Origin of the sequence: Microbacterium resistens NBRC 103078 (genome assembly GCF_001552355.1) — a bacterium.
In the GTDB taxonomy this organism is placed as follows: Bacteria; Actinomycetota; Actinomycetes; order Actinomycetales; family Microbacteriaceae; genus Microbacterium; species Microbacterium resistens.
Map to the genome: position 1 here is coordinate 1 of NZ_BCRA01000038.1, position 12,511 is coordinate 12,511.

General features: G+C 72.2%; 10 protein-coding genes. 8 read left to right on the top strand and 2 right to left on the bottom strand.

What is annotated here, in order from left to right:
• The 3 genes from MR1_RS07965 to MR1_RS07975 form a co-directional block, all read left to right on the top strand.
• Nucleotides 1-388, top strand: a 388-nt coding sequence (locus MR1_RS07965; protein ID WP_157517964.1) for an ABC transporter permease subunit, incomplete at its 5' end; no start/stop codon positions are given.
• The gene (locus tag MR1_RS07970; protein WP_067244801.1) at nucleotides 385-1,197 is read left to right on the top strand and encodes an ABC transporter permease; all 813 of its coding nucleotides are present in this window, start codon (nucleotides 385-387) and stop codon (nucleotides 1,195-1,197) included. The genes MR1_RS07965 and MR1_RS07970, both read left to right, overlap by 4 nt.
• Nucleotides 1,194-2,750: an ATP-binding cassette domain-containing protein gene (locus tag MR1_RS07975; RefSeq protein ID WP_067244803.1), complete on the top strand. Its 1,557-nt coding sequence runs from the start codon at nucleotides 1,194-1,196 to the stop codon at nucleotides 2,748-2,750. The genes MR1_RS07970 and MR1_RS07975 overlap by 4 nt, the downstream gene beginning before the upstream one ends.
• On the opposite strand, the gene MR1_RS07980 is transcribed toward MR1_RS07975, so the two are convergent.
• Nucleotides 2,740-3,390, bottom strand: a complete 651-nt coding sequence (locus tag MR1_RS07980; RefSeq protein ID WP_067244806.1) for a pentapeptide repeat-containing protein — start codon at nucleotides 3,388-3,390, stop codon at nucleotides 2,740-2,742. The two genes, MR1_RS07975 and MR1_RS07980, sit on opposite strands and share 11 nt — an antisense overlap.
• 292 nt (nucleotides 3,391-3,682) lie before the next feature.
• Between MR1_RS07980 and ileS the strand changes: the two genes are divergently transcribed.
• Genes ileS through ndk form a run of 4 tightly spaced genes read left to right on the top strand, consistent with a single transcriptional unit; the run spans nucleotide 3,683 to nucleotide 9,336 of the window.
• Nucleotides 3,683-7,144 carry an isoleucine--tRNA ligase gene (ileS, locus tag MR1_RS07985; protein WP_067244809.1) on the top strand — a complete coding sequence of 1,154 codons (3,462 nt, stop codon included), beginning with the start codon at nucleotides 3,683-3,685 and terminating at the stop codon, nucleotides 7,142-7,144.
• The gene (locus MR1_RS07990; protein ID WP_067244811.1) at nucleotides 7,141-8,496 is read left to right on the top strand and encodes a bifunctional folylpolyglutamate synthase/dihydrofolate synthase; all 1,356 of its coding nucleotides are present in this window, start codon (nucleotides 7,141-7,143) and stop codon (nucleotides 8,494-8,496) included. Before ileS ends, MR1_RS07990 begins: the two co-directional genes overlap by 4 nt.
• Nucleotides 8,493-8,918, top strand: a complete 426-nt coding sequence (locus MR1_RS07995; protein ID WP_157517966.1) for a DUF4233 domain-containing protein — start codon at nucleotides 8,493-8,495, stop codon at nucleotides 8,916-8,918. The genes MR1_RS07990 and MR1_RS07995 overlap by 4 nt, the downstream gene beginning before the upstream one ends.
• Before the next feature lies 1 nt (nucleotide 8,919).
• Nucleotides 8,920-9,336 (top strand): nucleoside-diphosphate kinase, encoded by a 417-nt coding sequence (gene ndk / locus MR1_RS08000; RefSeq protein ID WP_067244815.1) that lies wholly within the window; start codon nucleotides 8,920-8,922, stop codon nucleotides 9,334-9,336.
• A 70-nt stretch (nucleotides 9,337-9,406) separates the two neighbouring features.
• On the opposite strand, the gene MR1_RS08005 is transcribed toward ndk, so the two are convergent.
• Nucleotides 9,407-10,024: a vitamin K epoxide reductase family protein gene (locus MR1_RS08005; protein ID WP_067244818.1), complete on the bottom strand. Its 618-nt coding sequence runs from the start codon at nucleotides 10,022-10,024 to the stop codon at nucleotides 9,407-9,409.
• Nucleotides 10,025-10,309: 285 nt separating this feature from the next.
• Between MR1_RS08005 and MR1_RS08010 the strand changes: the two genes are divergently transcribed.
• Nucleotides 10,310-12,511 (top strand): Rne/Rng family ribonuclease (locus MR1_RS08010; RefSeq protein WP_255218114.1); only part of this gene is annotated, 2,202 nt, incomplete at its 3' end.

The following is a 12,511-nucleotide window of genomic DNA, read 5'->3' on the forward strand; positions in this document are numbered from 1 at the left end:
GTTCGCCCTGACGGTGCGGGCGCGGGGAGCCGGGCCGGTGCGTCTGGCCGCGCACCACACCCTCCGGCACGGCGCCGCCGGCGCGGTCACGCTCGCCGCGTACCTCGTCGGCTCCCTCCTGGGCGGCGCGGTGCTCGTCGAGACCGTCTTCGCCCGACCTGGTCTGGGACGGGTCACCCTGTCGGCCATCACCAACCGGGACCTGCCGGTGATCGGGGGCGTCATCCTGTTGAGCGCCGCCGTGTTCGTGGTCGTGAACCTGCTCGTGGACCTCCTCCAGCCCGTGATCGACCCGAGGCTGAGATCGCCGGGGTCGGCATCGCCGACGAGGTCCCGGCGCGTGGATCCGGGCCGCGGAGCCGGGCACGCGACGGGAGGAGCGTCATGAGCCTCGGGCGGCGCATCCTGCTCGTCGCGGCTCTCGCGGTCCTCGTCGTGGTGGCCGTGGCCGCTCTCGCCCCGCAGCTGCTGACCGCGCACGACCCGCTGCAGACAGACGTCCGCTCGGCGCTTCAGCCGCCCGGCCCGGCCCACCCGTTCGGCACCGACCAGAGCGGCCGGGACGTGTTCTCCCGGGTCGTCCACGGCGCGGCACGCTCGGTCGGCATCGGCCTTCTCGCCACCGCGGCGGCCCTCGCGGTCGGATTGGTCGTCGGAGTGCTGTCGGGCGTCGCGCCGAGACTCGTCGACGCCGCGGCGATGCGGGTGACGGACGTGCTCCTCGCCTTCCCGGAGTTCCTCGTCGCACTCGTCGTCGTCGCGGTCCTCGGTCCGGGAGCGGCGAACGTCGCGGTCGCGGTGACCCTCGCCGCCGTCCCGGTGTACGTGCGGCTGGGGCGCGTGCAGACCCGCGCCCTCGCGGCCGCGGAGCACGTCGAGGCCGCACGGATCCTCGGGATCGGTCCCGTGCGCACCTTCGCCCGCCACGTGGTCCCCGGCGTCCTCGGCGCCCTGAGCGTCCTCGCGACCATCGGGATCGGGTCGAGCATCCTCGCCGCGGCCGGGCTGAGCTTTCTCGGGCTCGGTCCCGCAGAGCCGCAGCCGGAATGGGGGCTGATGCTCGCCGGCGGCCGCAACGTCCTCGGACAGGCCTGGTGGATCTCCGTCTTCCCCGGCGCGGCCATCACGCTGACCGTCGTCGCTGCGACGGTCGTCGGCAGACTCCTTCGGGCCAGAGCAGAGGGGAGGACGGCATGACCGGTGCCCAGGAGCCCGCTCTGCGCGTGCGGAACCTCTCGGTGCGCCTGGGCGGCGCACCGCTCGTGGACGGAGTGTCCTTCGACGTCGCGCCCGGTGAGTGCGTGGCGATCGTCGGGGAGTCCGGCGCAGGAAAGTCGCTGACCGCCGCCGCGCTGCTCGGGCTGACCCCGTCAGGCGCCCGGGTCGAGAGCGACGAGCTGCGGATCGCGGGCCGGGACGCCCGAGGCGCCTCCGAGCGGTCCTGGCGTCGGTTCCGCGGCGATACCATCGCGCTGGTCTCGCAGGACGCGCTCGTCTCGCTGGATCCGCTGCGCACCGTCGGCGCCGAGGTCGCCGAGCCCCTGGCGATCCACACCCGGCTCTCCCGGGCGGGCCGAAGCGCCCGCGTCGTCGACCTGCTCGCCGACGTCGCCGTGCCCGATCCCGCGCGCCGTGCCCGCCAGCGACCGCACGAGCTCTCCGGAGGGCTGCGACAGCGCGCCCTCATCGCCTCCGCGCTCGCCGCAGACCCCCGCGTGCTCGTCGCCGACGAGCCGACGACCGCCCTGGACGCGACGGTCCAGGCGCGCGTCCTGGGGCTTCTGCGGCACCTCGCGGACTCCGGGCGAGCCATCGTGTTCATCAGCCACGACTTCGCTGCCGTGGAGCGGGTCGCCGACCGCGTGCTGGTGCTCAGCGGAGGGCGGGTGATCGAGCGGGGCGAGGTCGCCGCCGTGATGCGGGACCCCCAGCACGACCAGACGCGCGCGCTCGTCGCCGCGAGCCGGCACCGGCCCCGCCCATCGGTGCCGTCCGGCGCCGACGCCGAGGTCGTCGTGTCGGCGGTGGGTGCATCGAAGTCCTACGGAGGGGTGCCCGCCGTGCTCGACGTGCATCTTCGGGTCGTGCGCGGTCGGACCCTCGGGCTGGTGGGCGAGTCGGGATCGGGCAAGACGACGCTCGCCCGGATGATCGTCGGCGCCGAATCTGCCGACACGGGGCTCATCCGGGTCGCGGACGAGTCCGTCTCCGGCGGCGGGCGGCCGCAGCTCGTGCATCAGAACCCGCGGGGCGCCCTCGACCCCCGATGGAGCGTCGGCCGCTCGATCCGGGAGGCGCTGGAGGCCGCGGGAGTCCCGCGTGCGCACCGGGCGGGACGGGCCCGTCGGCTCCTCGCGGAGGTGGGCCTGGGCCCGGATCTCGCCCGGCGGCGTCCCTCCGCCCTGTCGGGAGGCCAGCGCCAGCGCGTCGCCATCGCCCGGGCCCTGGCTGCAGACCCGCGGATCCTGGTGTTGGACGAGCCGGTGTCGGCCCTGGACCCGACGGTGCGCGAGAGGGTGCTCGAGCTGCTGCGCCGGCTGCAGCGGGAACGGGCGCTGACCATGGTCTTCGTGTCCCACGACCTCGACGTCGTCGCGGCCGTCGCCGACGACGTCGCGGTCATGCAGCGCGGACGCATCGTGGAGCAGGGCACGGTGGCACAGGTCTTCGCGGCGCCGCAGCACCCGTTCACCCGCGAGCTGCTCGCCGCGTCGTCCGCGCACGGGGAGCGGAAGGACCTCAGTCCGTGACGAGGATGCCGGCGCCCGCCGCGAGCACCGGAGCCAGCTGCTGCACCTGGAACACCGTGAGGGTGATGCCGCGGAGGCTGTTCGTGTCGGTGTAGGCGAGCGCGTCGAGGCCGCGCAGATCCGCGTCGGAGGCGCGGAGGCCGCGCGTGTCCACCTCGTCGCTGCGGCATCCCTCGAAGCGCACGCGCGCGAGCTCGGCCTGGGGCACGTCGAGCGTGCGGATCGACGTGTCGACGACGAGCACGTCGTGCGCCGTCGCCCCGCCGAGCGTGAGGTAGTCGATGCGCAGGTCGCGCAGCTCGAGCTCGGAGACGTGCGCCCCGCTGAGGTCGAGCGTCCCGATCCGGCCCCGGGTGAGGCGGAGCCGCCGAACCGTGGCGTTGCGGAGCCCGAGCGACGCGATCCGGGCGTCCGAGACGTCGACGTCGAGGAGGGTCGCGCCCGTCAGGTCCACGGCGTCGGCGTCGGCCGAGAGCACGCACTGCTCGAGCGTCGCATGGGCGAGGTCGACCTCGCCGCGCAGGTCGAGCCGGGCGGCGACCAGGTCGGCACGCCGAGCGGGGGCGGCCGGCGCGAGCACGGAGGGAAGATCCGGCGGCGAGACACGGGGAGCGACGGGGGAAGCGGGGGTGCGGGCCATGGGATGAGCGTAGGCGGGGCGACCGACACCGGCTCCGCGCCGCTCGTGCTGCGGGTACACTGGGCGCAAAGCTGTGATCCGGCCATCACCGGGGAGCTCCCGGAAGAACGCCTCGAGAAGCTCGCGATCGAGGTCAGTAGAACCGGGCGGGGCAGGCCCGTCATCGCCGCAGTGAGAGTGGGTCCCGGCGCATCGTTCGCCGGGATCACGCGGGGTGGTACCGCGGCTCCACGGATCGGGTGTCCCGGAGTCGTCCTCGCAAGCAGCCACCGCCACGACACTGCGAGAGACGATGACCTACCCCCGCACCTCGGCCGCGTCCGGGACCGAGACCCCCGCCGGATCCGCTTTCGGTCCGGCCGCCGTCACTCCGAGCCCGCGCTTCCCGGAGATCGAGCGCGACGTGCTCGCGTTCTGGAAGTCCGACGACACCTTCCGTGCGTCGATCTCGCAGCGGGAGGGCGCCGAGGAGTGGGTGTTCTACGACGGCCCGCCCTTCGCCAACGGCCTGCCGCACTACGGGCACCTGCTCACGGGCTACGCCAAGGACCTCTTCCCCCGGTTCCAGACCATGCTCGGCAAGAAGGTCGACCGCGTCTTCGGCTGGGACACGCACGGCCTGCCCGCCGAGCTCGAGGCGATGAAGCAGCTCGGCATCACCGAGAAGGACGAGATCGAGCAGATGGGCGTCGGCGTCTTCAACGCCAAGGCCCGCGCCTCCGTGCTCACGTACACGCGGGAGTGGCAGGACTACGTCACCCGCCAGGCCCGGTGGGTCGACTTCGAGCGCGGGTACAAGACGCTCGACCTGGGCTACATGGAGAGCGTCCTGTGGGCGTTCAAGACCCTCTACGACAAGGGCCTCGCCTACGAGGGCTACCGCGTGCTGCCGTATTGCTGGCGCGACGAGACGCCGTTGTCCGCGCACGAGCTGCGCATGGACGACGACGTGTACAAGATGCGCCAGGACCCGTCCGTGACGGTGACGTTCCCGCTCACCGGTGCCAAGGCGGAGGCCCTCGGCCTCACCGGCGTGCGCGCGCTCGCCTGGACCACGACGCCCTGGACGCTGCCCACGAACCTGGCGCTCGCCGTGGGGCCTGAGATCGCGTACGTGGTCCTGCCCGCGGGCCCGGACGGAGCCGCCGACACCCACGCCGCCGATGCGCAGGACGCGGCGGCGGAGTCCGCCGCCCACCGCTACCTGCTCGCGCGGGAGCTCCTGGCCGGCTACGCCAAGGACCTCGGTTACGCGTCGGCGGAGGACGCGCTCGCGGCCGTCGAGGCCACGCACCTCGGTGCGGAGCTGGCGGACGTCGCCTACGACCGCCTGTTCGACTACTACGCCGACACGGAGACCTGGGGGACGGCGAACGCCTGGCGCATCCTCGTGGACGACTACGTCACCACCGGCGACGGCACCGGCATCGTCCACCAGGCCCCCGCGTACGGCGAGGACGACCAGCGCGTCGCCGAGGCCGCGGGGATCCCGACGATCCTCTCCCTCGACGACGGCGGGCGGTTCCTCCCGCACGTGACCGATGTCGCGGGCGAGCTGTGGATGGACGCCAACACGCCGCTGGTGCGGCTGCTCCGCTCCGCCGGGCGCCTGCTGCGCCTGCAGAGCTACGAGCACTCCTATCCGCACTGCTGGCGCTGCCGGAACCCCCTGATCTACAAGGCGGTGTCGAGCTGGTTCGTCCGGGTCACCGACATCAAGGACCGCCTGCTCGCCAACAACGAGCAGATCACCTGGGTCCCCGAGAACGTCAAGCACGGCCAGTTCGGCAAGTGGCTGGAGGGCGCACGCGACTGGTCGATCAGCCGCAACCGCTACTGGGGCTCGCCCATCCCGATCTGGAAGAGCGACGACCCCGAGTACCCGCGCGTCGACGCCTACGGCTCGCTGGCGGAGCTGGAGCGCGACTTCGGTGCGCTTCCGCGCAACCCCGAGGGCGAGATCGACCTGCACCGCCCGTACATCGACGAGCTCACCCGGCCGAACCCCGACGACCCGACCGGCAAGAGCACGATGCGCCGCATCGAGGACGTCTTCGACGTGTGGTTCGACTCGGGATCCATGCCGTATGCGCAGGTGCACTACCCGTTCGAGAACCAGGAGTGGTTCGACTCGCACGCGCCCGCGGACTTCATCGTGGAGTACATCGGGCAGACCCGCGGGTGGTTCTACGTCATGCACGTGCTGTCGACGGCGCTGTTCGATCGGCCGGCCTTCACCGGCGTGAGCTGCCACGGCATCGTGCTCGGCTCCGACGGCTACAAGATGTCCAAGTCGCTGCGCAACTACCCCGACGTGTCCGAGGTGTTCGACCGCGACGGCTCGGACGCCATGCGGTGGTTCCTCATGTCGAGCTCCGTGCTGCGCGGCGGGAACCTGTCCGTCACCGAGGAGGGCATCCGTGCGGGGGTGCGCGAGTTCCTGCTTCCGCTGTGGAACTCGTGGTACTTCTTCGCCACCTACGCCAACGCCGCTCTTCCGGTCGTCGAGCGAGCGAAGGGAGGCGAGACGCCGCAGGGCTACACCGCGACCTGGCGCACAGACTCCGCGGACGTCCTCGACCGCTACATCCTCGCGCGCACCGGCGACCTCGTGCGGGGCGTGCGCGCCGACCTGGAGGGGCTGGACTCGACCACCGCGGCCGGTCGTCTGCGGGACTTCGCCGAGGTGCTCACGAACTGGTACATCCGCCGCTCGCGCGATCGCTTCTGGCTCGGCGTCACCGACGATCCGTCCAGCCGCGAGGCGTTCGACACCCTGTACACCGTCCTGGAGACGCTCACGCGCGTCGCGGCCCCGCTCGCCCCGCTCGTCACCGAGCGCGTCTGGCAGGGGCTCACCGGCGGTCGCAGCGTCCACCTGACGGACTGGCCGGACGCGGACCTGTTCCCGCGCGCCGACGACGTGCGGGACGCGATGGACGCCGTCCGCGAGCTGTCGAGCGTCGGCAACGCCCTGCGCAAGAAGGAGAAGCTGCGGGTGCGCCTGCCGCTTGCGCGCTTCACCGTGGTCTCGCCGCACGCGGCGGCCCTCGCCCCGTTCGAGGACATCCTCCGTGAAGAGCTCAACGTCAAGTCGGTCGAACTCGTGGCGCAGACGCCCGCCACCGCGTCGGAGTACGGGATCAGCCACCGGCTGAGCGTCAACGCGCGGGCACTGGGGCCCCGTCTCGGCAAAGAGGTGCAGAAGGTCATCCAGGCCGCGAAGGCCGGGTTCTGGACCGAGGAGGGCGGCGTGGTCACCGCCGACGGGATCGAGCTGCGGGAAGGGGAGTACGAGCTCGCGCTGGAGACCTCGGGCCGTCCCGAGGGCGAGGCGCTCGCCGTGGTGCCCAGCGGGGGATTCGTGCTGCTGGACACCACGACGACCCCCGAGCTGGAGGCGGAAGGGCTCGCCCGGGACGTCATCCGCGCGGTGCAGGACACTCGGAAGAACGCCGGGTTCGACGTGAGCGACCGCATCGCCCTCGTGCTCACGTTCGCGGACCGGCGCGATGCGGACGCCGTGGCCTCCGCGTTCGCTCAGGCGGATGTGGCGGGGGAGACCCTGGCCCTCGCCTCCGCGGTCCGGTTCGGCGCGGAGGCGCTCGTCGAGGACGGAGACGTGTCGGTGCCGGCTGAGCACGAGGCGACGATCCCCGCGGGGACGTACGCCAACGCGGGTGACTTCACCGTCGCGGTGGGCCGGGTCGGACCGGGCCGCCGCCTCGAGACCGATGGGGAGGAGTCGCGGTGACCGACGACAGAGAGCGGGCCGACGCCGTCTACAGCGCGCTGCTCGCGCGCGCGGGCGAGCGGTGGGTGCAGCCGCGCAAGGAACGGACCGCGCGGCTGCTGGAGCTGCTGGACGACCCGCAGAAGACGTACCGCGTGGTCCACGTCACCGGGACGAACGGCAAGACCTCCACGGCACGGATGATCGAGAGCCTCCTGCGCGCCCACGGGCTGCGCACGGGGCTGTTCACCAGTCCCCATCTGGAGCGGTTCACCGAGCGGATCATGATCGACGGTCAGCCGATCGACGACGCCGCCGTGGCGGAGGCATGGGAGGAGATCGACCCGTTCGTCGCGATCGTCGACGCCGAGCTCGAGGCGGCCGGCGACGCGCCGCTGACCTTCTTCGAGCTCCTCACCGCGCTCGCCTTCGTCGCGGCCTCGGACGCCCCCGTGGACGTGCTGGTGCTGGAGGTCGGGATGGGCGGGTCCTGGGACTCCACCAACACCGCGGACGGCGACGTGGCGGTGTTCGCGCCGATCGATCTCGATCATGCGGACCGGCTCGGCGCCACCATCGCGGCGATCGCCGAGGTGAAGGCGGGGATCATCAAGGACGGTGCCTTCGTGGTCTCCGCGCGGCAGACGCCCGAGGCCGAGGAGGTGCTGCGGCGCGTCGCCGCGGAGCACGACGCTCCGATCGCCTTCGAGGGCGAGGGGTTCGCTCTCGTGGAGCAGCGGCTCGCGGTGGGCGGTCAGCAGATCACGGTGCGCGGACTCGCCGGCCAGTACGAGCAGGAGTACCTGCCGCTGTACGGCGCCCACCAGGGGTTCAACGCGGCGCTCGCGATCGCCGCCGTCGAGTCCCTCATCGGAGGCGCGGAGCGCGCGATCACCGGCGGGGTCCTCGCCGAGGGGCTCCAGGGCGCGAGCTCGCCGGGGCGGCTGCAGCTGCTCGGGGTGTCGCCCACGGTCGTCGTGGACGCGGCGCACAACCCGCACGGCGCCCGGGCCCTCGCCCAGGCGCTGCGCGAGAGCTTCGACTTCGACGAATGGGGGCTGGTGCTCGGGGTCCTCGCCGACAAGGACGCCGCGGGCATCGTCGAGGTGCTCGCGCCCCTGGCCGCGCAGGTCTTCGCCACGGCTCCCGACTCCGAGCGCGCCACGGATGCGGATGGCATCGCCGACCTCGTCGAGCGCACGGGGACGCGCGTCACGGTGCATCCGTCGCTCGCCGACGCCGCCGACGCCGCCCGTGAATGGGCATCCTCCTCGGATCGGCGCGCGGTGATCATCGCGGGCTCCGTCGTCCTCGCCGGCGAGGCGATCACCCTGTCGGAGGACGAGGACTGGAAGAGCGGGTGGCGCGCATGACGCGGAACGTCCGTTCCCGTGCGCCGCGCGGTCTGGCTCAGAAGCTCGGCGCGATCGTGCTGGGGTTCGAGGCGATCGTCGTGGGGCTGGGCGGCCTGACCGTCTTCGGTCTGCGCGCCCTGCCCCCCGCGATCGAGCCCTGGTGGGCGATCGTCGGCGGCGCCGTGGTCGCGGTCGCGATGATCGTCGCGGCGGGTCTGCTGGGCTCGCGCTCGGGGATCGTGCTGGGATGGATCCTGCAGGTCGTCGTGCTGGCGTCCGCTCTGCTGGTCCCCGCGATGCTCGTCATCGCGGTGATCTTCGGCGGCATGTGGGCCTATGCGATGATCGCGGGTGGGCGCGTGGACCGCGCCGCCCGGGCCGCCGGCGGCCCGACCCCTGACCCCGCGCACCGACCGGGTGCGCAGACAGAGAGTGAGTGACATGCCCACGGAAGAGACCCTCGTCCTCGTCAAGCCGGACGGCGTCGCCCGCGGCCTGACCGGTGCGATCCTGGCGCGCATCGAGGCCAAGGGGTACGCCCTGGTCGACATCCGCCTCGTCGAGCCGGACCGCGAGGTGCTGGAGGCGCACTACGCCGAGCACGCGGGCAAGCCCTTCTACGAGCCGCTGCTCGAGTTCATGATGTCCGGTCCGTCCGTGGCGATCCGACTCGCGGGCAACCGCGTGATCGAGGGCTTCCGCTCGCTCGCCGGCACCACCGACCCGACGACCGCGGCCCCCGGGACCATCCGCGGCGACTTCGGTCGGGACTGGGGCCTGGCGGTGCAGCAGAACCTCGTGCACGGCTCCGACAGCCCCGAGTCGGCGGCCCGCGAGCTCGGCATCTGGTTCGGCTGAGCACTCCGACGACAGGCGAAGACCCCGCCCCTGTTCGCAGGGAGCGGGGTCTTCCCGTCGGAGGCCTCCGTCAGAAGAGCAGGCCGGCCACCTCGCCGAGGAGGTCGAGGCCGCGCAGCTGCGCCAGCAGGATCACGACCGCGTACGCGAGGATCGTGGCCAGCGGGACCCAGGCCATCAGCCGCGCGGCCCGGGCCTTCACCGTCGGCGAGGACGAGAACGTCCCGTTGCGGAACAGATGGAGGACCGTCGCGAAGAAGGTGGGGATCGTGACGGCCCAGGTCAGCATGCACCACGGGCACAGGACGCCGAGGTTCGGCGCGTAGAGGCTCTGCCCGATCAGCCAGCACACGAAGCCGAACGCGAAGGTGACGCCCGCGCCGAAGGCCCCCCAGAACCAGCGGGGGAACCGTGCACCCGCGAGCAGTGCCACGCCGACGACCATCGGCGCCATCCAGCCCGTGAGGCCGATGATCGGGTTCGGGAAGCCGAAGACCTCTCCCTGCCACGAGTCCAGGTTCTTCCCGCACTGGATCATCACGCTGATGTTGCAGCCCAGCACGGCGTCGGGGTTCTCCAGCTGGATGATCTTGTCGAGGGTCAACTGGAACGCCGCCCACCATCCCACCACGCTCGCGACGATGAGCCAGATGGCGTATCCGACCGGGCGGGTGCGCTGCGCTGTCATGCCTCGGATTATGCCAGCGCGTCGCTATGACCAGGGTGGGATCGTCCGGGAGAAACCGGGGCGCGGCTCCGTCGGTGCCGCGAAGAACACGCCGAGGTGCGATAATGAGGGGGATGCTCGACCCGGCCGGTGCCGGGGGAGGCATCGCACGCAGACTTCGGAGGCGAACGCCTCCATCGCGATCAGAGCGTCCTCGCCGATCGCAGACCGTTCAGTACGCAGGGCTCGCGAGCGCTGCATGAGATTCCGCGGCGGCAGAGCCGACGCGCAGGGAGTACGCCGGCAATGGGCGAAGTGAATGATGACAACACCCCTACCCTCGACCTGGATGCGCTGCTTCCGCTGACCCCCGAGGGGGCGCAGCGGGACTCCGGCGGCGACGATCCCGCCGTGCCCGGGGCCGAGCCTGCCTCGGAGGCCGGCGAGCAGGAGGAGGACGGCGCCGAGGCCGTGAGAGACGAGCCCCTCGCGGCGACCGCGGGCACGGACCGGTCCGCGGAGGCGCCGGTGGACGACGCGCCGGCCTCGACGGAGGACGCCGTCGAGACGACGCAGGCGGAGGCGGACACCTCCGTCGAAACCGAGGCGACGCCGGCGCAGGCGGACACCTCCGTCGAAACCGAGGCGACGCCGGCCGAGGCGGATCCGTCCGCTGAGCCCGAGGCGCAGACGGGCGGTGCACTGACGGCCGAGGGCCAGAACGATCCGGCGGAGGCCACGGGCACGCCGCAGGACGCTGCGGGAGAGCAGCAGCCCGAGCCTGAGCCTGAGCCCGAGCGGCCGGTGACGGCCGTGAGCCTCGGTCTCCTTCCCGAGGTGTTCGTCTCCCGCGTGTCCACGCAGCTGCACTTCTACGCGCCCGAGATCGTGCCGCTCCCGGCGCGTCCCGGGCGTGAGCGCGACCGGGACGCCGACGAGGAGCAGGGCGGCGGGTCGTCGTCGCGTCGCGGGCGCCGCCGTCGTGGCGGGGGCTCCGACGCCGACGAGCAGGGCGGCGACCAGCCGCGTCAGCGTCAGCGGGTCGTCGAGTACATCACCGAGCCGCAGCGGATCAAGGGCTCGACGCGACTGGAGGCCAAGAAGCAGCGCCGCCGCGACGGTCGCGACGCAGGACGTCGTCGGCCGGTCGTCACCGAGGCCGAGTTCCTCGCGCGCCGCGAGGCCGTGGACCGCGAGATGGTGGTCCGTTCGAAGAACGGCCGCACGCAGATCGCCGTGCTCGAGGACAACGTCCTCGTCGAGCACTACGTGGCCCGCAACCAGGACGCGTCGCTCATCGGCAACGTGTACCTCGGTCGCGTCCAGAACGTGCTGCCGAGCATGGAGGCCGCGTTCGTCGACATCGGTCGCGGTCGCAACGCGGTGCTGTACTCCGGCGAGGTGGACTGGGACGGCGTCGAGACGGGCAACCAGCCCCGCCGCATCGAGCTGGCCCTCAAGCCCGGCGACAAGGTGCTCGTCCAGGTCACGAAGGACCCGGTCGGGCACAAGGGCGCGCGGCTGACCAGTCAGATCTCGCTGCCCGGCCGCTACCTCGTCTACGTGCCGAACGGCTCGATGAACGGGATCTCGCGCAAGCTGCCGGACACGGAGCGGGCGCGTCTGAAGCGCATCCTCAAGGAGGTCCTGCCGGAGTCCTCGGGCGTCATCGTGCGCACGGCGGCGGAGGGTGCGACCGAGGACCAGCTCACGCGCGACGTGCAGCGGCTCACCGCCCAGTGGGAGCACATCCGCGGCCAGGTGGAGACGCAGCAGGCCCCCGCGCTGCTGCACGCCGAGCCGGACCTGCTGGTCAAGATCGTGCGTGACGTCTTCAACGAGGACTTCACGAAGATGCTGATCCAGGGCGCCGACGCCGGGCGCACGATCCGTTCCTACCTGGAGAGCGTGGCGCCGGACCTGCTGGAGCGCGTCGAGACCTACGAGGACGAGGTCGATCCGTTCGACGCCTACCGGATCACGGAGCAGATCGAGAAGGCGCTGGACCGCAAGGTGTGGCTGCCGTCGGGCGGCTCGCTGGTGATCGACCGCACCGAGGCCATGACCGTCGTCGACGTCAACACCGGGAAGTTCGTCGGATCCGGCGGAAACCTCGAGGAGACCGTCACCAAGAACAACCTCGAGGCGGCCGAGGAGATCGTGCGACAGCTGCGTCTGCGCGACATCGGCGGCATCATCGTCGTCGACTTCATCGACATGGTGCTGGAGTCCAACCGCGACCTCGTCCTGCGCCGCCTGGTCGAGTGCCTGAGCCGGGATCGCACGAAGCACCAGGTCGCCGAGGTGACCTCGCTGGGCCTCGTCCAGATGACCCGCAAGAAGCTGGGGCTGGGCCTTCTCGAGACCTTCAGCGAGCCGTGCGAGGTGTGCGCCGGGCGCGGGATCATCGTCCACCACGACCCGGTGGTCAAGCACCGCGCGGCGTCGTCCAACGGCTCCGGCCGTCGCCAGCGGGGCGGCTCCGCCTCCGCGGCTCCGGCCGCCGCG